This is a genomic window from Azospirillum sp. B2RO_4 (genome assembly GCF_051124815.1).
Taxonomy (GTDB): Bacteria; Pseudomonadota; Alphaproteobacteria; order Azospirillales; family Azospirillaceae; genus Azospirillum.
Map to the genome: position 1 here is coordinate 1,500,759 of NZ_CP118485.1, position 22,617 is coordinate 1,523,375.

At 68.5% G+C, this 22,617-nt stretch carries 16 protein-coding genes; 7 read left to right on the forward strand and 9 right to left on the reverse strand.

Features of this window, described 5'->3' with window-relative positions; genetic code table 11:
- Nucleotides 1-8 precede the first annotated feature (8 nt).
- Both PWS46_RS07155 and PWS46_RS07160 read right to left on the reverse strand, forming a co-directional pair.
- A complete protein-coding gene (locus tag PWS46_RS07155) occupies nucleotides 9-4,364 on the reverse strand; it encodes a translocation/assembly module TamB domain-containing protein (protein WP_434613030.1) in 4,356 nt (1,451 codons plus the stop codon).
- Nucleotides 4,365-4,467: 103 nt separating this feature from the next.
- A complete protein-coding gene (locus tag PWS46_RS07160) occupies nucleotides 4,468-6,438 on the reverse strand; it encodes an autotransporter assembly complex protein TamA (protein WP_434613033.1) in 1,971 nt (656 codons plus the stop codon).
- Nucleotides 6,439-6,720: 282 nt separating this feature from the next.
- Here PWS46_RS07160 and typA point away from each other — a divergent pair, with 282 nt between their 5' ends.
- Both typA and PWS46_RS07170 read left to right on the forward strand, forming a co-directional pair.
- Nucleotides 6,721-8,547 carry a translational GTPase TypA gene (typA, locus tag PWS46_RS07165; protein ID WP_434613036.1) on the forward strand — a complete coding sequence of 609 codons (1,827 nt, stop codon included), beginning with the start codon at nucleotides 6,721-6,723 and terminating at the stop codon, nucleotides 8,545-8,547.
- A 96-nt stretch (nucleotides 8,548-8,643) separates the two neighbouring features.
- Nucleotides 8,644-10,317, forward strand: coding sequence for an ABC transporter permease (locus PWS46_RS07170; protein WP_434613039.1), 1,674 nt, complete (start codon nucleotides 8,644-8,646; stop codon nucleotides 10,315-10,317).
- A gap of 2 nt (nucleotides 10,318-10,319) precedes the next feature.
- Here the strand turns inward: PWS46_RS07170 and PWS46_RS07175 are convergent, their stop codons facing one another.
- Both PWS46_RS07175 and PWS46_RS07180 read right to left on the reverse strand, forming a co-directional pair.
- Nucleotides 10,320-12,215: a potassium/proton antiporter gene (locus PWS46_RS07175; RefSeq protein ID WP_434613042.1), complete on the reverse strand. Its 1,896-nt coding sequence runs from the start codon at nucleotides 12,213-12,215 to the stop codon at nucleotides 10,320-10,322.
- A 119-nt stretch (nucleotides 12,216-12,334) separates the two neighbouring features.
- Nucleotides 12,335-12,841, reverse strand: a complete 507-nt coding sequence (locus tag PWS46_RS07180) for an RT0821/Lpp0805 family surface protein (protein WP_434613045.1) — start codon at nucleotides 12,839-12,841, stop codon at nucleotides 12,335-12,337.
- Between the two features lie 163 nt (nucleotides 12,842-13,004).
- Here PWS46_RS07180 and PWS46_RS07185 point away from each other — a divergent pair, with 163 nt between their 5' ends.
- A complete protein-coding gene (locus tag PWS46_RS07185) occupies nucleotides 13,005-13,187 on the forward strand; it encodes a hypothetical protein (protein WP_085089555.1) in 183 nt (60 codons plus the stop codon).
- A 7-nt stretch (nucleotides 13,188-13,194) separates the two neighbouring features.
- Here the strand turns inward: PWS46_RS07185 and PWS46_RS07190 are convergent, their stop codons facing one another.
- Nucleotides 13,195-14,205 (reverse strand): patatin-like phospholipase family protein, encoded by a 1,011-nt coding sequence (locus tag PWS46_RS07190; RefSeq protein WP_434613049.1) that lies wholly within the window; start codon nucleotides 14,203-14,205, stop codon nucleotides 13,195-13,197.
- Between the two features lie 177 nt (nucleotides 14,206-14,382).
- On the opposite strand from PWS46_RS07190, the gene PWS46_RS07195 reads away from it, so the two are divergent.
- The gene (locus PWS46_RS07195) at nucleotides 14,383-16,170 is read left to right on the forward strand and encodes an ABC transporter ATP-binding protein (RefSeq protein WP_434613052.1); all 1,788 of its coding nucleotides are present in this window, start codon (nucleotides 14,383-14,385) and stop codon (nucleotides 16,168-16,170) included.
- A gap of 164 nt (nucleotides 16,171-16,334) precedes the next feature.
- Here the strand turns inward: PWS46_RS07195 and PWS46_RS07200 are convergent, their stop codons facing one another.
- From PWS46_RS07200 to PWS46_RS07210, 3 genes are all read right to left on the reverse strand, one after another.
- The gene (locus tag PWS46_RS07200; RefSeq protein WP_434613055.1) at nucleotides 16,335-17,390 is read right to left on the reverse strand and encodes an ABC transporter ATP-binding protein; all 1,056 of its coding nucleotides are present in this window, start codon (nucleotides 17,388-17,390) and stop codon (nucleotides 16,335-16,337) included.
- Between the two features lies 1 nt (nucleotide 17,391).
- Complete coding sequence (locus PWS46_RS07205) at nucleotides 17,392-18,414, reverse strand: Fe(3+) ABC transporter substrate-binding protein (protein WP_434613058.1); 1,023 nt, start codon at nucleotides 18,412-18,414, stop codon at nucleotides 17,392-17,394.
- 97 nt (nucleotides 18,415-18,511) lie between these two features.
- A complete protein-coding gene (locus tag PWS46_RS07210) occupies nucleotides 18,512-20,662 on the reverse strand; it encodes a putative bifunctional diguanylate cyclase/phosphodiesterase (protein ID WP_434613061.1) in 2,151 nt (716 codons plus the stop codon).
- Between the two features lie 575 nt (nucleotides 20,663-21,237).
- Between PWS46_RS07210 and PWS46_RS07215 the strand changes: the two genes are divergently transcribed.
- Entirely contained in the window at nucleotides 21,238-21,486 is a 249-nt protein-coding gene (locus PWS46_RS07215) for a hypothetical protein (RefSeq protein ID WP_434613064.1), read from the forward strand.
- Here PWS46_RS07215 and PWS46_RS07220 read toward each other — a convergent pair.
- On the reverse strand, nucleotides 21,458-21,799 hold the full coding sequence (locus PWS46_RS07220) for a YnfA family protein (RefSeq protein WP_434613067.1): 342 nt from the start codon (nucleotides 21,797-21,799) through the stop codon (nucleotides 21,458-21,460). The two genes, PWS46_RS07215 and PWS46_RS07220, sit on opposite strands and share 29 nt — an antisense overlap.
- Before the next feature lie 187 nt (nucleotides 21,800-21,986).
- Here PWS46_RS07220 and PWS46_RS07225 point away from each other — a divergent pair, with 187 nt between their 5' ends.
- Together PWS46_RS07225 and PWS46_RS07230 are read left to right on the forward strand one after the other, a co-directional pair.
- Nucleotides 21,987-22,202, forward strand: a complete 216-nt coding sequence (locus tag PWS46_RS07225) for a hypothetical protein (protein ID WP_434613070.1) — start codon at nucleotides 21,987-21,989, stop codon at nucleotides 22,200-22,202.
- Between the two features lie 35 nt (nucleotides 22,203-22,237).
- The gene (locus tag PWS46_RS07230; protein WP_434613072.1) at nucleotides 22,238-22,564 is read left to right on the forward strand and encodes a hypothetical protein; all 327 of its coding nucleotides are present in this window, start codon (nucleotides 22,238-22,240) and stop codon (nucleotides 22,562-22,564) included.
- Nucleotides 22,565-22,617 lie beyond the last annotated feature (53 nt).

A 22,617-nucleotide genomic window follows, 5' to 3' on the forward strand; every position in this document is an offset into this window, starting at 1 on the left:
CCTCTCCCTCAATAATCCTTCTCGTAGATCACCCCGAATTTCGTTTCCGAGTTGGCCCCGACCGACGCGGTGCCCTTCAGGTTCTTGGTGATGTCGATCTCGACCTTGGCCCGACTCTGGTTGGCGCCGATGCCCTGTTCGACGCCGACATAGACGCGGTCGCTGACATAGCGGCCGGCCTGCACGGCGCCGCCCTTGCCGTTCTCGCCCTGGGTGAAGTCCAGCCGGTCGACGCCCAGGCCGCGGCGCACCTTGTCGAGAATGCCGCCGCCACCGCCGCCGACCCCCGCCAGCGTCGCCGCCGACTGGGCCAACTGAACCGCCTCCGCCGCGCTGAGATCGCCGACCGACTTGCCGAACAACACGCCGGCCAGCACCTCGTCCTGGGGAAGCCCCTGCGGCGAGGTCAACTCGATCTTCGGCTGACGGGCAGTGCCGCTGACCACGACGTCGGCGGTGATGCCGTTGGCCGTCGCCTCGGCCAGCAGGTCCAGGCGCGGGTCGATCGGCTGCGTGCCGTCGAAATCGAAGATGCCTCGCTTGAACTCGAAATTCTTGGCCAGCAGGTCCAGGCTGCCTTTCAGGATGGTGAAGCGGCCGGTCACCTCCGGCGCGGCGGCGGTGCCGCCGACACGCAGGTTGCCGCCCAACTCCGCGTTCAGCCCGCGGCCACGCACGAAGATCTGATTCGGCGCATTCACCGTCATGTCCAGCGCCAGCACGAAGGGCGAGGCGGCCGGGGGCGCCTCCTCCGGCACAGGCACCCGGCGCGTGCCGCCGGCGGTGGACACCTGGGTCGTCCCGCGGGCGCGGCGGCCCTTACCGACCTCCGTCACCTTCAGGTCGACGACGTTGGCGGGCATGCGGTCGGGAACCTGAATCTCGGCACGGCGGATGTCGACCGGCCCGGCCAGCCGGGCGTTGGTGAAGCCGCCGGTCAGGGTCAGGTTCGCCCCGATCTCCGCCGTCACCAAATCGATTTCCAGCAGCCGGGCATTGTCGGCCTGCAACCTGATGTCCAACTGCTGGTCGGCGGCGGCCCCCGGACGGATGACGCCGTTTGCGGTGATGGCCCCGCCGTTGCGGGTCCGGCCGCGGAAGCTCTGGATAGTGAAGACGTCGCCATCGCCGATCAGCCGCGCCTCGATGTTGGTGATGACGGCACCCGAGGCCCGGTTCTCGTAGCGTCCATTCGCCAGCACCACCGATCCGCCCAGCGACGGTTTGTCCACCGTCCCGCCGGCCCGCACGTCCAGCCGCAGCTGGCCGCGCGCCCGGTCGCCCGACGCGGCGAGCAGGTCGTTCGCCAGCGACATGTCCACCGTGCCGTTGACCGCCGCCTCCAGCGCGCCATTGGGCGGCACGCTGACGGCGTAGCTGTCCGGATTCATCACCAGCGGCAGGGCGGCGTTGGCGGTCAGCGTGCCGGCATTCTTCGGCATGGCGACCCGGCTGGCCAGGGTCAGCCGGCGGTCGCGCCACTGGATGTCCGCCGTCGCGTCGATGCCGGGCAGCCCGGCCTGGGTGGTCTGCTGCGCCTTCAGCCCGCTGATCCGAATCGTGGCGTCGGCGCGCGGGCTGCGCAGCGTGCCGCCCAGCGACGCCCGCGCATTGGCGATGCCGTCCAGCGCCAGCGTCGGACTGGCCAGCTTCGCCAGCGCCAGCGGCAGGCGGTCGATGGTCAGTTCGCCGCTCAGCCGCTCGCCGTTCAGGCCCAGGTCGGCGGCCAGCCGGGCACTGCCGGATGACAGCCGAAGATCCTTCACCTCATAACGGCGGTCGGCGAGAAGGATGGTGGCCGGCGCGGTCATCCGCAGATCCTCGCCGGCATAGCGCGCCTGCAGACGGTCGAGCCGGATGCGGGTCACCCCGCCGTCCATCGCCAGCCCGCCGGCAAGGTCGAGCGCGACCGGCTGTTCGCCGGCACCGTTGGCCTTGGCCTGGAAACCGGCCTTCGCCAGCGAGCCGTCGACGGAGGCGGTGACGCTGCGCAGGTCGTTGCCGGCGGCGTTGCCGTCGGTCATCTCCACCCGCGCCTTGCCGCTGGGGATGCCCAGCGCATCGGCGACATCGGCCTTTGCCGTCAGTTTCCGGGCAGTCAGCAGCGGTCCACCCTGCCCTTCCCCTTGGCCCTCCACCCGCAGATCACTGGCGTCGGCGGTCAGGCTGGCCGCTTGCTTGCCGCCCTTGCCGTCCAGCGCCAGGGTGAAGGTCGCCCCACCGCCGAGCGGCATGCCCGCCAGTTCCGACAGGCCGTTCAGGTTGGGCAGCTTGCCCTCCAGCCGACCGGTGGCGAGCAGCGTGTCGAGCGCCACCTGCGCCTCGCCGGTGATGCGGTTGTTGCCGTTGGCGATGGTCAGCCCGTCCAGCCGCAGCGTCTGTTCGCGCAACGCATAGCGCCCGTCGAACGACAGCGGGGTCTTGTCCAGGTTGGTGCGGGCCGACACCGTACCGTTCGGCGTGGCCGGCAGGCCGGCGGCCGTCGCCTTCACCTCCGTGGCGCCGAGCCGGCGGCCCTGCACCACGAGGTCGCGGGCGTTCAGCGTCGCCTGAGCCTGGATGGCGTCGAGCGGACCACGGGCGGTGGCCTCGAGCGTCGCCGCCCCTTCCATCGGCGTGCCGAGCGCCGTGCCCAGCGGTTCCAGCTTCGCCACCGTCAGGGTGGTTTGCGCATCGACCTTGTTGTCCGCCAGAGCCGCATCGGCGGTCAGCTTGCCGTTGCGGCCATCCACCGTCAGGTCGGTCAGGCGCATGGCACCGTCGGGTTCCATGCGTGCCGCCAGCGCCAGCGTCGCCTTGTCGCCCAGCACGGCGTCGGCCGGGGTGCCGGTGGACAGCCGGTCGATTGAGCCGGTCAGATCGGCGGTCAGCGTGCCGTCGGCGACGCGCTTGACCGGTCCCGACAGCACCACCGCACCGGCGAGCGGCCGGCCGGCGAGGCCGGACAGCGGGGCAAGGTCGTCGGCGCTCGCGCTCAGGGTCAGGTCGGCCGTCTGGCCCCAGCCGCCGATGCTCCCCTTCGCCTCGGCACGCGCGGCGGCAGCGTTCAGCGCCAACGTCTCCAGCCCGATCCCGCCGCTGCCGGTGTCGATCTTCGCGCGGGCGGCCAGCGTGGTCTCCGGCCCAGTCAGTTGGGACAGGGCGGGATCGTCGCCGGCGAGGTCGCGCAGGGTGGCGTTGACCACGACATTCAGCGCGCTCAACGCCCCTTCGGCGGAGCCCTCCACAACGCCCTCGCGCCAGGACAGCGGCACCAGCGGGTGCAGGGTGGAGTCCGGCCCGGCCTGGATGGTCCAGCGCAGGTTCAGGCTGTTGTAATCGGCGCCGATGTCGCCGTTCACCGTCGCGTTCGCGGCGGCGACGGTCAGCGCCAGCGGACGCAGGGTAATGGCGCCTGATGGCGCCCGCACAATGGTGGCGTCCAGCGTCGGGCTGGGGCCGATCAGCGGCGTCACCGTGTCGCCCGCCAATCCGGCGATCAGCGGCGCGACATTGCCGCCGGCCGCCAGCGTCAGGACATGCCCCTCCGGCGCCTTCTTGATGGTGACGTCGGTGTTGAGCGTACCGGTGGGGGCCGCGGCCTCGCCGGCGGTGGCGGTCAGCTTGCCGGTCCAGTCGTCCAGCGAGCCGTCGCCCTTCAGCGCCAGTTCGACCGGCGGCAGGCCGGGCATCGACAGCGCGCGGGCCATGACGCCGCCCGCAGGCTCCGACGCATTGACCGACAGGTTGAGCGTATTCGCGCCGGGATCGAAGGCGGCGACCAGATCGGCTTGGCCCGGCTTGTCGTCGATGCGCGCCACCGACAGGTTGGCGTTCAGCGCCCCTCCGCCATGCTCCAGCAACAGGGAACCGGCGATGCGCAGCACCGCCTGTTCGCCCAGCAGCGCCGGCGCCAGGTCCAGCCGCTCCACCACCAGCTTCTTCAGGTCGACGTCCACCGGCAGGCTGGGCAAAAGCGAGGCATTGGGATCCGACGGCGCAGCGGGCTGGGTACTGACCGGCGCGCGGGTCACCGTCACCGACGCCGCTTCCAGCGCATCGATCTTGGCGCTGCGCAGGAACAGGGCGGACGGCGACATCACCACATGCAGCCGGTCAATGGTCAGCCAGACACCCTGGCTGTCGGCCAGCGTGACGGTGGCGATGGTGAAGTCGGTCGGGATGCTGCCGTCGATGGCGCCGAGCTTCAGGTGCATGTCCGGCGATTCGACCGCCCCTTCGATCTTCTCCGTCAGCCACGCGCGGGCGGAGTCGCCGGAGAACAGCGAAAGGGCCCTGACGGGCTGCGGGCCGGCCATCAGGCCGGTGAGGATCGTCAGACCGACCAGAAGAAAACGAACCGCCGTCACACCATGCCCTTTCACCAGCCACCTGTGTCCTAACCGCAATAAACGGTCATCGTCCCGGAGGATTGGGACGAAAATGTGCCCTTGACGTCGTGCCCTCTCCCGCCCCGGGAGAGGGAGATTAGAAAGCCTGCCCCAGGCTGAGATACAGCTGCCAGCGCGCGTCGCCGCTGGCGGGATTGAGGGGAATGCCGACATCGACGCGCAGCGGCCCGAAATCGGTGTAGTAGCGCAACCCCAGACCGGCACCGACCCGCAGAGGCTCGCTGAAGTCGGGATAGGCCGAATCATACACCGTGCCGGCATCGACAAAGGGCACGATGCCGATGCTCTCCGTCACCTTGATGCGCAGTTCCGCCCCAATCTCGAACAGCGACCGGCCGCCGACCGGATCGTCATAGCGGTCGCGCGGCCCCGCCTTCTGGAAGCCGTAGCCGCGCACCGACCCGCCGCCGCCGGCATAGAAGCGGTGGTCGGGCGGGATGTCCGACAGCGAGGTGCCGAGGATGCTGCCCAGCCCGATCCGCGCCGCGGCGACATAGCGCCCGTCATTGCCGAGATCGTAATAGGTGGAGCCGTTGAACAGCACCGAGGTGAAGGGCGACTCCGTATCCCCGCCCACCGGGAACCAAGGCGTCACCTGCAGCGAAGCCCGCTGGCCGGAAGTCGGGTTCAGCAGATTGTCGGTGCCGTTCCAGGCCGCCCCCAGAGGCACGCCGATGAAGGAGGTCTGATAGGTCTTGTCCTCCGTCCGCACCCGCCCACGCTCGCCGGCCAGGCCGTAGCTGATGGTCAGCTGATCGGTCAGCGGCCGTTCCAGCTTGACCGTCAGTTCCGACGCGACCCGGCTGTAGGCCGGCGGCTGGTCGTTCACCACGGCGAAATTGACCAGCAGCGACTGTTTCACCGCCAGGAAGTCGGGTTTGCGGAAATTGACGCTGAAACGCAGGTCCGGCAGGTCGTTGCCCTTGCTCGACGTGCCGCCGGACGATCCGGCCACACGCCCGACATCGACGCCGACGCGCAGTTGTTCCGCTCCGCCGAACAGGTTGCGGTGGCCCCAATAGGCGTTGGCGCCCAGCCCGTCCTGCGTCGAAAAGGTGACGCCGCCGCCGATGAAGCGGCGCTTGCGCTCGCTGACCGAGACGATCACCGGCGTCACGCCGTCCGGCCCCGGCTCGTCCGCCATCCGCACGCGGACGGTGTCGAAGACCTGAAGCGCGGCGATGTCCTGGCGCGCCCGGTCGGTGGCGGCCGGATCGAAGACCTGCCCCTCCTTCCAGGCGAGGCGCCCGCGCACCAGTTCCTCGTCGACCTTCTCCAACCCTTCGATCCGGGTGGCGCCATAGCGGGTCAGCGGCCCGGTATCGACGGTGTAGGCGACATCCATCGTCCGGTCGGAATGGTCGACGACCACCTCGCGGTCCGACGCCTTGGCGAAGGCATAGCCGCGCTTGGTCAGCCGGCCGACCAGCTCCGATTCGGCATCCAGTACCTTCTGCGCCACCGCCGGAGCACCGGCGGCGAGGCCGAGATCGTCGGTCGCGACCTCCTTCGGCAGGGTCGAACCGCCAGTGGAGTTGGTGGCGCCGCGCACGGTCACCGTCTTGATGTGGTAGAGCGGCCCCGGCGTCACCGCCACCGTCACCTTGACCGGCGGCGCCTCTCCCCCGGCGGGCAGGGTGCCGGTCGCGGCCGGGTCCTCGATGCGGATGTCCAGCTTCGCGTCGTAATAGCCGGCGGAGCGCAGCGCCGTCTGCAGACGGTCGCGGTCGCTGTCGGCCCGCCGCTCCAGCCCGATCAGCGAGGGCGGATGGTCGTCCTTCAACTCCACCAGGGAGGAGGCGTCGCGCAGAGTGCCGCGCAGCCCGTCATCCTCGACGCCGGTGATGTCCACCTCATAGGTGATGCCGGCCGGCCGCACCTCCTCATCCGGCGGCGCGCTCTCGGCCGGCCCGACCTGCGGCGGCACCGCCGGCACGGCGCCGGGGATGCTGTCGGGGGGCGAATCCTGGGCATGCCCGGCGCTTGCCGGCCCCAGCAACAGCAGGGCGGCGACCAGCGGAGCGGCGATGGGGGCCTTGAGCGGCACGGCTGCAATCCTCGTTGCGGCGGCCGCTCGGCGGCGTGACGGGGGGCGGGAAGCGGAGGCGAAGCGGATCATCGTTCCCAATGTAAGGTCCAATGACGCATGGCTCCATCCCGGAAATTCGCGTTAGGCCAAAGGGCACGGCGCTTGCGTTTTTGCTGAATATCCATATATTGCGCCGCAACAGTTTCCCCGACAGCGCCCACCGATAGTCTTCGGCGGGCCTTTTTGTTGTTTGTGGCAAGGTGCTGCGTGTCGGGGGTGCCATTGCGAGACCAAGGCTCCATGAATCTCCGTAACGTCGCCATCATCGCCCACGTCGACCACGGCAAGACCACGCTGGTTGACCAACTCCTCAAGCAGGCCGGCTCGTTCCGCGAGAACCAGCAGGTGGCTGAGCGCGCCATGGACTCCAACGATCTGGAGCGCGAGCGCGGCATCACCATCCTGGCCAAGTGCACGTCCGTTCTGTGGAACGACCTGCGCATCAACATCGTCGACACCCCCGGCCACGCCGATTTCGGCGGCGAGGTGGAGCGTATTCTCTCCATGGTCGACGGCGTCGTCCTGCTCTGCGACGCGGCCGAAGGCCCGCTGCCGCAGACCAAGTTCGTGCTGGGCAAGGCCCTGAAGCTCGGACTGCGCCCCATCGTCGTCATCAACAAGGTGGACCGTCCCGACGGCCGTCCGCACGAGGTGCATGACGAGGTGTTCGACCTGTTCGCCTCGCTCGACGCCTCGAACGAGCAGCTGGACTTCCCGACCCTGTTCGCCTCGGGCCGCAACGGCTGGGCGACCACGGACCTGGAGAACGGCGCCCGCGAGACGCTGACCCCGCTGTTCGAGCTGATCCGCGACCATGTCCCGGCCCCGAAGGTCGAGGAAGACCTGCCCTTCAGCATGCTGGCGACCACGCTGGAAGCGAACCCGTATCTGGGCCGCATCCTGACCGGCCGCATCCTGACCGGTTCGGTCAAGGTCAACATGGCCGTCAAGTCGATGAGCCGCGACGGCAAGCTGGTCGAGAACGCCCGCATCAGCAAGGTGCTGGCCTTCCGCGGCCTGGAGCGTGTTCCGGTGGACGAGGCGCATGCCGGCGACATCGTCGCGCTGGCCGGCCTGACCAACACCACCGTGGCCGACACCATCTGCGCGCCGGAAGTCGCCGAGCCGCTGGCCGCCCAGCCGATCGACCCGCCGACCCTGGCGATGACCTTCTCGGTCAACGACAGCCCGCTGGCCGGCCGCGAGGGCGACAAGGTCACCAGCCGCATGATCCGCGACCGCCTGATGCGCGAGGCCGAGGGCAACGTGGCTCTCCGCGTCACCGACACCGAGGGCGGCGACGCCTTCGAGGTGGCCGGCCGCGGCGAACTGCAGCTGGGCATCCTGATCGAGACCATGCGCCGCGAGGGGTATGAGCTGGCGATCAGCCGTCCGCGCGTGCTGTTCAAGACCGACCCGCTCAATGGTCAGCGTCTGGAGCCGATCGAGGAAGTCGTCGTCGACGTCGACGAGGAGTTCTCCGGCACCGTCGTCCAGAAGATGTCGGAGCGCAAGGCCGACCTGATCGAGATGCGTCCCAGCGGCGGCGACAAGACCCGCATCGTCTTCCACGCCCCGTCGCGCGGCCTGATCGGTTACCAGAGCGAGTTCCTGACGGACACCCGCGGCACCGGCATCATGAACCGCCTGTTCCATGGCTACGCCCCGTTCAAGGGCGCCATCGCGGCGCGGCGCACCGGCGTCCTGATCTCCAACAGCGACGGCACCTCGGTCGCCTACGCGCTGTGGAACCTTGAGGATCGCGGCCCGATGCTGATCGATCCGGGCGTGCCGGTGTACCAGGGCATGATCATCGGCGAGCACACCCGCGGCAACGACCTCGAGGTCAACGTCATCAAGGGCAAGCAGCTGACGAACATCCGCACCACCAGCAAGGACGAGGCGGTTCGCCTGACCCCGCCGATCCAGATGACCCTGGAAAAGGCGCTGTCCTACATCTCCGACGACGAGCTGGTGGAGGTGACGCCGAAGTCGATCCGCCTGCGCAAGCGCTACCTCGACCCGAACGAGCGCAAGCGTCACCAGCGCGCCGCCGAAGCCAGCTGATAACGGTTCGCATATAGTGTAGAGTACCGGCGGCGCTTGCCCCCTCCAGGGAGCAGGCGCCGCCTTCTTTTTGAACCAGTGCGAGGATGTTTCCGCATGGCGATGGCGACCGACGCGAAGTCACCCGGCTCCCCGTCCTTCCCTCTCCGTCGCTTGTGGTCGCGTATCGGCCCGACCGGCCTGTTCGCCCTGATCCTCGCGCTGCTGATCGCCCTGCCGATCCTCGCCGTCTTCGTCCAGTCGGCCGGCGTCTCCACCGATCTGTGGGGGCACATGGCGCGGACGGTGCTTCCCGGCTACATCCTCAACACGCTGATCCTGCTGGGCATCGTCGGCGTCGTCACGCTGGTGACCGGCGTCGCCTGCGCCTGGACCGTCACCATGCACGACTTCCGCGGGCGCGGGGTCCTGCAATGGCTGCTGCTGCTGCCGCTGGCCATGCCGGCCTATGTGCTGGCCTACACCTACACCGATTTCCTGCAATATGCCGGACCGCTGCAGTCCTTCCTGCGCGCCAGCTTCGGCTGGCGGCGCGGCGACTACTGGTTCCCGGAAATCCACACCGCCTGGGGCGCAGGGCTGGTGCTGTCGTCGGTACTGTACCCCTACGTCTATGTGCTGACCCGCGCCGCCTTCCTGGAACAATCGGTCTGCGTGCTGGAGGCCAGCCGGACGTTGGGCTGTACCCAGTTCGGCGCCTTCCGCCGCGTGGCGCTGCCGCTGGCCCGCCCGGCGCTGGTGGCCGGCGTCGGCTATGCGCTGATGGAGACGCTGGCCGACTTCGGCGCCGTACGCTATTTCGGCATCGACACCTTCACCGTCGGCATCTACCGCACCTGGTTCGCGTTGGGCGATCCGGCGGCGGCGGCGCAGTTGGCCGCCGTCCTGCTGCTGGTGGTGCTGGCGCTGGTCGGGCTGGAGCGGCTGTCGCGCGGCCGGATGCGCTTCCACCAGACCACCGGCCGCTACCGCGCCCTGCCCGCCCCGCGACTGTCGGCCCGTGGCACCGTCGTGGCCTGGATCGTCTGCCTGACACCGGTCCTGTTCGGCTTCCTGCTGCCGGGGGCGGTGCTGATCCGCATGATCCTGCGCGGCGGCACGGAATTGACGCTCGCCCGCTTCACCGACCTGACGGTCAACACCTTCATCCTCGGCGCCAGCGGCGCGCTGCTGGTGGTCACGGTGGCGCTGATGGTGATCCATGGCGTGCGCCACGACCGCAGCGGCTTCGCCACCGGCGCCGCGCGCCTCGCCTCGCTCGGTTACGCCACGCCGGGGACGGTGATCGCCGTCGGCATCCTCATCACCGTCGGGCTGACGCGCGACTGGACCGGCTGGCCGATGGGCGCCATCCTCGGCACCACCATCGCCGGCATCCTCTATGGCTATCTGATCCGCTTCTTCGTCGTCGCCTATGGGCCGCTGGAGTCCGGCTTCGCCAAGATCGGCCCGAATCTGGAAGGCGCGGCCCGCTCGCTCGGCCATACGCCACTGCAGGTGCTGCGCCGGGTCCATCTGCCGCTGCTGCGCCCCAGCCTGCTGAGCGCCGCCATGCTGGTGTTCGTCGACATCACCAAGGAACTGCCGGCGACGATGATCCTGCGGCCATTCAACTTCGACACGCTGGCGATCGAGGCCTTCCGCATGGCCTCCACCGAGCGGTTGGACGACGCCGCCCTGCCTGCCCTGGTGATCGTGCTGGTCGGGCTGGCGCCTGTGATCTACCTCAGCCGCACCATCGCCGCCTCGCGCCCCGGCCACCGGGGCTGACCTCAGGCGTCGTTCCGGCTCTCTACCCGTTCCTCGCGCTTGGGTTCCGCCGGCGGCGGCAGCGCCTCCGGCCGACGCGCCCGCAGCTTCTCACGCTCCTTCCAGCGCTGGAAGGAATGTTTGATCCACCAGCCGCGCAGCCGTCCGCCGACATCGGCGATCCGCTGATAGAGCGGCCGGCGCCGGCTGGTCACGCGGGCCGGCTCCAGCGCCATGCCGACGGAGGTGATGGTGTCGTCCTCCATGTCGCGCACGATCAGCTCGACCCCACCCATGCGCACGCGGTCGCCCAGTTCGCAGGAGCCGCCGAACTCGTTGCGCAGCAGGTCCCTCAAGGTCAGGCGGGCATTGGCCATCGACAGCGGCAGGCCGTACATTTCGGCGATCTGCTCGACCGTCGCGTCGGGGCTCAGCACCAGATCGCCGTAGAATTCCCGGTCGTTCTGGTCGAGCGCCCGGCTGCCGCCATAGAGCCGGTCGATCAGCGGCAGCCGGTGTTGAGGCGTGAACAGATAGACATGGTCGCCCGGCTGCAGCGGCTTGGCCTTGTGCAGCGGCACCACCGCGCCCGACCGGATAACCAGCGACGGCTTGGCCCAGCGCGGCATCCGCTGTCCGCGCGCCGCCGGGCTTTTGGCGTGGACAGTGTAGGCCACCAGTTCCTGATCGGCGTTGCCGGGCAGTTCAAGCTCCACGCGCTCCACCGGGCCACGGCGCGGCGGCACGATCAGTTCCAGCGCCCGCGCCATCGAGCCGATGGTCCAGCCCTGCACCAGCAGCGAGACGACCACGACGACGAAGGCGGTGTTGAAGATCAGCTGGCCGTTCTCAAGCCCGCCCAGAACGGGCACCAGCGCCAGCAGAAGCGACACCGCCCCGCGCAGGCCGACCCAGGCGATGAAGCTGGTCTCCCGCACCGAGAATCGGAAAGGCAACAGGCACATCCACACCGCCGCCGGTCGAGCGACCAGGATCAGCACCGCCGCGACGCCCAGCGCCGGCAGAATCATGCCGGCGAACTCCCGCGGCGTGGCGAGCAGCCCCAGCATCACGAACATGACGATCTGGCTGAGCCAGGTCAGCCCGGAATGGAAACGCCGCAGTTCCAGCGCGCCACGCAGCTTGACGTTCCCGGCATAGAGGCCGGCGGCATAGACGGCCAGATAGCCGCTGCCGCCCAGCACGTTGGTGGCGGCGAAGATGAACAGGGCGAAGGTCAGCGTCACCACCGGGTTCAGCCCGGATTCGAAATTCGCCTTGTTGATGAAGGCCACCAGCAGCCAGCCGCCGGCCAGCCCCATCACCCCGCCCAGCGCGAAGGCCAGCGCCAGCTCGCCCACGATGGCGGCGGGCGAGGCCAGACCGTGGGTCGCGGCCTCCACCAGCAGGATGGTCAGCATGATGGCGACCGGATCGTTGCTGCCCGATTCGATCTCAAGCGTGGAGCGGACGCGGTCGCGCAGCGTGATGCCGCCGACGCGCAGCAGGAAGAACACCGCCGCCGCGTCGGTGGAACTGCAGGCCGCCCCGACCAGCAGCGCCTCGGTCCAATCCAGACCCAGCAGCCAATGGGCGGCGACTCCGACCACGCCGGTGGTCACCGCCACGCCTATCGTCGCGAGCGTCATCGCCGGCCAGGCCGCCGCCTTGTAGCTGGCGAGCTTGGTGTCGAAGCCGCTCTCGAACAGGATCACCGCCAGCGCCATCGACCCGATCAGGAAGGCGGAGCCGGCATCGTTGAAGGCGATCTGGCCGATCCCATCCTCGCCGGCCAGCAGGCCGATGCCGAGGAAGATCAACAGCAACGGCGCGCCGACCCGCAGGGCGAGGTAGCTGGTCAACACACTGACGATCAGCAGCGTTGATCCGATGAGGATGATGTAGCTGACCGCCTCCATAAGCCCCGCACGCCGTTCGCATCAGGCCGCCATCCGGCGGAACTCCTTGATTTTGACGGCAACTCCCCACATCCGCAAGGCGTAGGACCCGGAGGCGATCATTCGGATAGGGTGTACGTTTACGACACCAGCCTCCAGCTTCCGTCAGGCTGGCGGCAGGCGGTGCCGCGCGCGACCTCGGTCCTGCCGTCGATCACGACCGTATGGTTGTAGTCGCGGCAGGTCTGGCCGTTGGTGCCCTGATAGGTCTTCACCGGCTGGATGGTGCCCCGGTTTCCGGATTCCGGATTGTTCCAGGTAATGGTCTGGTTGTTGGCGACCGCCCGCTCCTCCGCGTCCGACGCGCGATTCTGGTCGGCGGCGGTGAAGTGGCGGGCCAGCTGCTGGCCGGCATAGGCGCCCACCAGCGTGCCGATGGCAGTGGTCGCCAGCTTGCCCGCCCCGCCGCCGAAGCGGGAACCTAGCAGCCCGCCGGCCACGGCGCCGCCCAGCGCGCCGACGGTCTCCGACGTGTTCATGCCGCCGATGCCCCCCATGCCGCCATTGGGATTCTGGCAGGCGGCCAGCGACAGGGCCGCCGTGGCGGCCAGCGCGGTTGTGCGCAAATGCTTGGTGATGCTCCGCATGGTCGTTCCCCCGTTTTGAACGTTGCACGGTTAAAGTCCGGACAACGCTTGAAGGGGGAGGAGGTTCCATCCGGAAGTATCAGAGCGAAAGATCAGGGGACGATGGAAGCAAAATGCATCGTCGCGTGTTTAGACACCGAACAGTCAACACGAGGAGGGTTGCATGATGTCCCGTTTGCGTCTGATCGGTGCGGTGTTCGCGCTTCTTTCCGTCACTGCCTGCTCGACCGGCGGCGTGGTCGGCGGTGCGGCCGGGGCGGCCGGCGGTTACGCAGTGGACGGCACCCGCGGCGCCGTGATCGGCGGCCTGGGCGGTGCGGCGCTGGGCACGGCGATCGACCATTAAAACACAATCAGTCCCGCCCCTGCCCGCGCATCGACTCGCGCGGGCCGGTGGCGAAGACGGCGAGCGCGTCGTGCAAATCGGGCAGGACGCGCTCCACCGCCGCCTCACCCTCGCGGATGCAATCGTCCGCACGGTCGAACTCGGTCAGGCCGATATGGCCAAGCCGCGGCACGATGTGGACGTCCGGCGGGTCGCCGGCCAGCCGCGACCGGGTGATGCGGTCGGTGACGATGCCGAGCGAAGAGACCATCACGCCGAACAGGCTCGGCCCTTCATAGTCGCGACGGAAAATGCGGCGGGTCAGGGCGCCGATCCCGCTGAACGGGCGCTGCCCCGGCGCCTCGTCCTCCACCAGTTTCAGCAGGTCGAAGCCGGCGGCGGTCGGCACGCTGGCGCCCGGCTTGCGCGCCTTGCCCAGTATGTCACCGGACAGATTGACGGCGATCACCATCTGCGCGCCCAGCGCACGGCAGGCCGACACCGGCACCGGGTTGACCAGGGCGCCGTCGATCATCCAGCGCCCGTCGATGGACACCGGCGGGAACACCCCCGGCAGCGAGAAGGACGCCCGCATCGCGTCGACCAGTTCTCCCCGCTGCAGCCAAACCTCATGACCGGTCACCAGATCGGTGGTGACGGCGGCATAGGGGCACGGCAGTTCCTCGATCCGCACGTCGCCCAGATGCAGGCGCAGTTCCGCCAGCAGCCGGTCGCCGCCGATCAGCCCGCCGCCCTGGCGCAGCCGCAAATCCAGATAGCCGACGATCTTCATCCGGGTCAGCGTGCGCACCCAGTCTTCCAGCGTGTCGAGCTTTCCTGCCAGATGGACGCCGCCGACCAGCGCCCCGACCGAAGAGCCGCAGACGATGTCGGCCTCGATCCCATAGCGCTTCAGCGCCCGCAGCACCCCGATATGCGCCCAGCCGCGCGCCACCCCGCCGCCCAGCGCCAGACCGATGCGCGGACGCCGCGCGCCGCTGCCATTAAGCCCGCCATTGAGGCCAATTCCATTCGGCATGGGCACTCCCCCTCTCCCCCGGCGGCACTATGTTCGCCGCCCCGATCATCAGCAGCTTCCCACGGAACCGGTAAAGGAAGCCTGTAACCAGCACGGGCGCCGCCGCGGCGACCGGTGGACAAAGGCGAAGCCCATGGGCTAAGCCATCCGCATCGGACAAGATGATCGGATGCGACCGTGACGAACAAGAGCGGCAAGCCCCTGCGCCTGGATGCGGCGACCGAACGGCTGGCGGCCCGGATGTGGCGCGAGTGGGTGCGCCCCTATCGCGGCAAGCTGTTGCTGTCCTTCCTGCTGATGGCGATCGTGGCGGCGACCACCGGCGCCTATCCGCTGCTGATCGACCGCTCCTATGCCATGTTCTCCGCCCAGGACCGCGGCATGCTGCTGGCGATCCCGCTGGCGATCATCGCGGTAACGGTCATCAAGGGCGTGTCGCTCTATTCCCAGACCGTGGTGACAAGCGACATCGTCCAGCGCGTCATCGCCGACGTCCGGCTGGCGATGTTCACGCATCTGCAGACCGCCGACATGGCGCAGCTGCACGCCACCCCGACCGGGGCGCTGACCTCCCGCTTCATCAACGACGTCGACCTGATCCGCAATGCGCTGACCCGCACGCTGACCGGTCTGGTGCGCGACATCCTGACTGTGATCGCGCTGGTCGGGTCGATGTTCTATCTGGACTGGCTGCTGTCGCTGATTGTCTTCATCATCTACCCCATCGCCGCCGTGCCCATCGTCCGCATCGGCAAGCGCCTGCGCCGCGTCTCCCGCGATACCCAGGCGCAGATGGGTGACATGACCTCGCTGCTGACCGAAAGCCTGTCGGGCGCGCGCATGGTCAAGACCTACAATCTGGAAGACTACGAGCGCGCCCGTGCCGGCCGCGCATTTCAGGAGAACTACCAGCTGACCATGAAGGCGGTGCGTGCGCGCTCGCGCATCGACCCGATGATGGAGGTGCTGGGCGGCGTCGCAGTCGCCGGCGTGATCGCATTCGCCGGCTACCGCATGACGCTGGGCGAGGGCTCGGTCGGCGCCTTTTCCGGCTTCGTCGGCGCGCTGCTGATGGCGGCCCAGCCGGTGCGCGCCATCGGCACGCTGAACGCCGCCCTGCAGGAGGGCATGGCCGCCGCCCAGCGCATCTTCGAACTGCTGGACCAGCAGCCGACCATCGTCGAACAGCCGGGCGCCAGGCCGCTGTCGGTTACCAAGGGCGCGGTCGCGCTGCGCGGTGTCCGCTTCTTCTATGAGACCGGAGCCGACACGCTGAAGGGCATCGACCTCGACGTGCCGGCCGGCAGCACGGTGGCGCTGGTCGGACGCAGCGGCGCCGGCAAGTCGACGGTCTTCAACCTGATCCCGCGCCTCTATGACGTGACGGGAGGCGAGGTGCTGATCGACGGCCAGGACGTGCGCGGCGCCACCCTCCGCAGCCTGCGCGGCGCGGTCTCCATCGTCAGCCAGGACACGGTTCTGTTCAACGACACGGTGCGGGCGAACATCTGCTTCGGCCGCCTCGACGCCGGGATGGATGACGTGATCGCCGCCGCCAAGGCCGCCGCAGCGCATGACTTCATCTCGAAGCTGCCGGAGGGTTACGACACTGTGATCGGCGACCGCGGCGTCAAGCTGTCGGGCGGCGAACGCCAGCGTCTGGCGCTGGCCCGCGCCTTCCTGAAGGATGCACCGATCCTGCTGCTGGACGAGGCGACCAGCGCGCTCGACAGCGAGTCGGAGCGTCTGGTTCAGGCGGCGCTGGAACGGCTGACGGCGGGGCGCACCACCCTGGTGATCGCCCACCGTCTGGCGACCGTGCGCAATGCCGACCGCATCGTGGTGATGGAAGGCGGCCGCATCATCGAGCAGGGCACCCACGAGGCGCTGCTCGCCGCCGACGGCGCCTATGCGCGGCTGTGCCGGCTGCAGTTCGGCGAGGATGAGGTGCGGGCGGGGGCGTGAGGGGTCTGCGCTGATTGCCCTCTCCCCATCCCTCCCCCGCCCTTGGCGGTGGAGGGGGTAGGGTGCTTGTCGGCGTAACTTGATCGCGAAGCGGCGGCAGTTCCCTCTCCCACCAAAGGTGGGGGAGGGTTAGGGAGGGGGCACCGGGCTCGACAACTCGCCCCTCACCCCGCCGGAAACACCATCACCCGCTCCGCCGCCATCGCGGCGGACAGCTCCTCGCCGGCGCGGACATCGACATGCCCCGGCAGGCGTGCGTGGATTTCCGACCCGCCCAGGTCCAGGCAAACCCGCGTCGCCGGCCCCAGGAAGCTGGAATGCCGCACCCGCACCGGAACGGCGTCGGGACGGGCGCCCAGCGGCACCAGTTCCAGATCCTCCACCCGGCAGGCGACCTCGACCTTGGTCCCGCCGGGTAGGCCGGGCGCCATCACCCGGCCGAGCGGCGTAACGATCTGCCCGTCGCGCACCGTCGCCTCGAAGCGGTTCACCTCGCCGAACAGGCGGGCGACGAAGCTGTTGGCCGGGCGCTGGTAGAGGTTCACCGGCGTGTCGGCCTGGACGACGTGTCCGGCCTCCATCACCACCACGCGGTTGCCCATCTCCATCGCCTCTTCCGGGTCGTGGGTGACGACGATGGTGGCGATGCCGCTGGCGCGGATGATCCGCACCACCTCTTCCCGCACCGAGCGGCGGAGCTGTTCGTCCAGTGCCGAGAAGGGCTCGTCCAGCAGCAGGACCTTGGGATCGCGCGCCATGGCGCGGGCCAGCGCCACCCGCTGCTGCTGGCCGCCCGACAGGGTGTGCGGGTAAGCATCGGCATAGCGGGTCAGCGCCATGGTCTCCAGCAACTCCTCCACCCGGCGCCGGCGTTCGGCGCGCGGACGGTCGGTCTGGCCGAAGGCGATGTTGCCTGCCACCGTCAGGTGCGGGAACAGCGCGAAGTCCTGGAACATCATGCCGACCGGCCGCCTTTCCGGCGGCAGCGACCGGCCCGCGGTGGCGAGCGTCAGCCCCTCCACCGCGATCTCGCCCTTCTGGACCGACTCCAGTCCGCTGATCAGGCGCAGCAGGGTCGACTTACCGCAGCCGGACGGGCCGACGATGCACACCACCTCGCGCGGGGCGACCGACAGCGAGACATCGTCGACCGCGGTCAGTTGCCCGTAGCGGTGGGTGATGCCGGAGAGGATGACGGAAGGGGCGAGAGTGTCGGTCATCTTACTTCCAGCCGGCACGGTCCATGATGCGCAGCGCCTGCGGCGTGTGGGCGGCGAAGGAGGCGGCGTTCACCTCGGCCGCCTTGAAGCTGCCGAGCTTCACCAACTCCGGATGCGGCTGGACCGCCGGGTTGACCGGGTATTCCATGTTGCCGTCGGCGAACTGGCGCTGCGCCTCCGGGCTCAGCAGATATTCCAGCAGCTTGCGGGCGTTCTCCTGGTTCTTGGAGGTCTTCACCACGCCGGCGCCGCTGAGGTTCACATGGGTGCCGCGGTTGCCCTGGTTGGGGAAGATGACGCCGACCTTCGCCGCAACCTCGCGGTCCTCCTGCTTGGCGGAGGTGATCATCTTGCCGACATAATAGGTGTTTGCGATGGCGACGTCGCCCTCGCCCACCGCGACCGCGCGGATCTGGTCGGTGTCGCCGCCCTGCGGCGGACGGGCGAGGTTGGCGACGAGGCCCTTGACCCATTCCTCCGTCTTCTCCTCGCCCAGCGCTTCGATCATCGAGGCGGTCAGGGCGAGGCTGTAGGGATGGGTGCCGCTGCGGGTCAGGACGCGGTGCTTCCATTCCGGCTTGGCGAGATCCTCGTAATCCTTGATCTGCTCCGGCTTCACCCGGTCGCGGGCATAGACGATGATGCGGGCGCGGCTGGACAGGCCCCACCAGGCGCCATTGGGATCGCGCAGGTTGGCCGGAACCTTGATCGCCTCCAGTTCCGGTGAGGCGACCGGGGCGAGCAGCCCATCCTTGGCCGCCGCAGCCAGACGGCCGGCATCCACGGTGATGAACAGGTCGGCCGGGCTGCTGGCGCCCTCCGACTTCATGCGCTGAATCAGTTCATCATGGTTGCCTTCGATGATGTTGACCTTGATACCGGTCGACTTCGTGAAGGTTTCATAGATCGCGCGGTCGGTGTTGTAATGACGCGAGTTGTAGACATTGACTTCCTGCGCCTGGACCGAAAAGGCGGTCAAGGCACCGACGGCAAAAGCGACACCAGCGATCTTGTCGATGAACATCCATCACTCCCGGACTGCGAATGGCTCTCAATTCCGTGCGAATGGATATCAGTTGCAGCTGGCGCTGTCGAGACAGGATTCACCCCAGGCAGAGGGATCAGGCGATCGCCGGTGCGGCTTGAGAGCGCACCATGTCGGCCAGCGCCTCGGGCGGCATCGGGCGGCCGAACAGATAGCCCTGCATCAGGTCGCAGCCGACCGAAACCAGGAAATCGCGCTGCTCCGCCGTCTCCACCCCCTCCGCCACCGTGGTGAGGCCCAGGCCATGCGCCATGCCGACCGCGGCGCGGACCAGCGCGTTGCTCTTGGGATTCTCCGGCACATCGATGACGAAGGCGCGGTCGATTTTCAGCTTCGCCACCGGCAACTGCTGCACATAGCTGAGCGAGGAATAGCCGGAGCCGAAATCGTCGATGGCCGCCTGGATGCCCAGATCGGCCAGTTCGCCCAGCGTCCGCACCGCCACCTTCAGGTCGCGCACCGCCGCCTGCTCGGTGATCTCCAGCCCCAGATGGCTGCGCAGCGACGGATGCTCGCCCAGCAGTTCCTCAAGCCGCAGGGTCAGGTTGCCGCGCAGGAACTGCTGGCCGGAGATGTTGAGGAAGACGCGGTCGGGCAGCACGTCCTCCGCCTCCCAGACCGCCATCTGGGCGACCGCGGTGGACAGGACCCAGTCGGTGATCGGCACGATCAGGCCGCTTTCCTCGGCAACCGGGATGAACTCGCCGGGCGAGACCGGCCCCAGGGCATGATGCTCCCAGCGCAGGAGTGCTTCCGCCGACCGGACCCGGCCGGCCTTGTCGACGATGGGTTGGTAGACGAGGCGCAGCTCGTTGCGTTCGATGGCGTGGGTCAGATGCATGGTCAGCAGCATCCGCCGGGTCGCCGCCGCCGCCATTTCCGGCGTGTAGAAGCAGACCGCGTTGCCGCCGTTGTGCTGCACCGCCTGCAGGGCCAGCTTGGCCTTGGCGTTCAAATCCTCCAGCGTGCTGACGGTGTCGTCCTGCACCGCGGCGCCGACCGACAGCCGCAACCGCACCCAATGGCGGTCGGCGTAGATCGAGGCGGTCAGCCGGTCATGCAGCACGCCGGCCAGCGTGCGCGCATGATCGGCGTCGGTCACCCGTGACAGCGCTGCAAATTCGTCGGCGGCGATGCGGCAGATGATGGTATTGGGCGGCAGCACCTCCGTCACCCGGCTGACCATCGCCTTGAGCGCAGCGTCGCCGACATGGAAGCCGAAGGCCTCGTTCACGTCGCTGAACTGGTCGACGTCGAGCGAGAACAGTGCGAACTGGCTTCCGCCCGATGCCGTCCCCGCCTCTTCGGCGCGGCTGCCGGCGAACAGCGCCTCGCATTCCTCAAGGAAGGCGGTGCGGGTCAGAACCCCGGTCAGGGGATCGTGCCGCGCGAGGTAGGAGGCGCGCTGTTCCGCCGCGAGGCGTTCGGAGATGTCGCGGATGATGCCGACGAAGGTCACATCCTCGCCCAGCCGCGCCTGCCCGACGCTGAGATGGATCGGGAACACCGTGCCGTCCTTGCGCTGGCCCAGCGTTTCGCGGCCGATGCCGATGATCTTGGGCCGGTCGGTCCGCATGTAGGTGTCGACGTAGCGGCCGTGGTCGCGCGAGAAGGGCGGCGGCATCAGGATCGACATGTTCCGCCCGACCAGCTCACCGTCTTCATAGCCGAACAGGCGGCAGCAGGCGCGATTGATGGAGCGGATGATGCCGCTGCGGTCGGAGACGATGATGCCGTCCACCGCCGCATCCAGCAGGGTGGCGATAAAGGAATCCCGGCAAGTCACGAACTGCGCGATGCGGTCGGGGTCGCCGGTCATGTGGAAGGTGCCGAGATAGCCGACCGTCGCCCCGGCGGCATCGCGATGGGCGATCACGCTGCCGCTGAGGATCGAGCGGCGGCCGTCGCAGCCGACCGTCGGGCAATCGACCGGCGCGGACGTCTGCACCGGCGATCCGCCCAGCGCCGCGACGGCAGCGGCCAGCGCCGCGGTCACGGGATGGTCGATGCCGGCCAGTTCGCGGCCGATCAGGTCAGCCGGCGAACGGTCCAGAACCGCTGCGAAATGCGGATCGGCGTGGCGGCACTTGCCGTCGCGGTCCAGATAGACCAGCGCCATCCCGCCGTCGTCCAGCAGGCTTGCGGCCAAGGAGGCCAGAAAGGCGGGATCACGCGGCATCGCGGCGGCGTGATCGCCGCTGGAACCGCTGCTTTCGGAACCGTTCATCTGATCCGCCGGTTGTAGGTTCACGAAACGATCCGCTTTTCTCTGTCCTGCCGCAATAGCCGGCCTGATGATGCACCGACGGACGCCCGGCGGCTGAATCGGATACCCGACAGAGGTATTATGACCCTGTCTGGTTTGATTTCCAACGCCAAGCAATCCCGCAAATGCCAAACATTTGCGCAATCCGTTGCCCGTGATGCATTCGCACTCTAACGGTTAGAGTCCGATGCACGATTGACATGGTTCAATGCGCGGCACGGTTCAGGGAATAAACGGCCGCGCCCGGCAGCACCACCACAGCTTTTGCGCGTGTGGTCTGCGACATTTCAGTGGCATCTGCCGCGGTGGACTGGACCTGCGGCGGTATCGGCCCCAGGATTCTCTCCACACATTCCCCGCACGGGAAGCAATTCGCCTCACAGCCCGCGATGGAGGAATAAACCGGACGTCCCAGGCGTTAGTCCGACAATGGCCGCAGCCACAGGCGTGAACCTCCAGCGTCACGCACGGTGCTGCCGTCGCTTCGGGTCCGCCAACGGTCCGCAGTTCAAGAAAACGATTGGGAGCATACAGACATGACCAACGCATTCAGCCAGATCAGCCACGCCGACGGCCGTGCATACTACCAGGGCACCCCGCTGTCCCTGGCCGATGCGCAGATCATGCTCAACGACGACATCCTGCGCCGGGCCGTGCGCGTCGGCGCCTATCTGCGAGTGGACGATTCCGGCCGGCTCGTCCTGGTGAACGGCCCTGCCCTGCGGCGCTCGGTCAACCGGCCGGTTCCGCCCACCTTCAACTCCCGCGGGGGCCGGCAAGAATAAGCGCCGCCCCGGCCAGACAGACCAGTGCGCCGGCCGCGTCCCAGCGGTCCGGCCGCGCGCCCTCGACCAGCCAGAGCCACAGCAGCGACGCCGCGATGTAGACCCCGCCATAAGCGGCATAGGCGCGTCCGGCAAAGTCTGCATCGGCCCGCGTCAGCAGCCACGCGAACAGGCACAGGCTCGCCAATCCCGGCAACGTCCACCAAGCGCTCCGGCCCAGCCTTATCCAGGCCCAGAAGGCGAAGCAGCCGGCGATCTCCGCCAACGCGGCCGCACCATAGACGGCCAGCTTCGCCCCCAGCGCCCGCGCCATCCCGCCTCCGTTTCTTCCCCGTCATCGACCGGGCTGATGCTGCCGGTGGCCGACCGCTGCGTCAATGCGTTGCGCGCCGGTGAATGGCGCCACAGCTCGTTTCAATTTGCAGCCGCTATATTACAGAGCATTCATGGACTTCATCGGGGGTGCGGCATAGATTTGCTGGGAACGGAGACATACGGCGATGTTCATAGACGCGACCAATCCCATGCGGGACGCCTTTGAAACGATCCAGGCCACCGACGTGATCTCGGATGCGAAGAAGCACGTCCTGTTTCAGGGATTGGAGGCGTTGCGCCGCCAGCATTGCCCGGAGCCGGCCCAGGCAGTCCGATGCTGCGAGGAGTGCCTGACCCGGCACCGCTGCCTGCCGGCGGTTATCGACCTGCTCGGTTCCTGACCATCAGCCCCGACGATCGGATTGGACGCGGCAGAGTGAGGCTTACGCTCGACGACGAAGCGACGCTGTGTTCCGTCGAAATCCTGGCGGAAGCGGTCGAGATGGCCTTCGTTCCCGGCATTCTCGAACTGCGCACCCTGCGCGATTCCCTGAATGAGGCCCTGCGCACCCGCTCTCCGGCGGCGGTGAGGCTGGCCTACAGCGCCTTCAGCCGGGTCGACCGTGAATTCCGCGACAAGATCGCCCACCATGCCCTGCAGCTGGCGGCACTGCGCCGGCACAGCGCGGGTCCGATGCGCGTCGGCGGCGGCACCCCGCCGCGCGGGGCCGGCCGCGGCATCGACGAACCGCGCCGGGCCTGATCCGCGCCTCTTCACGCGGGGCTGGCTTGTCTTTCGTGTACTATTTGTAATGG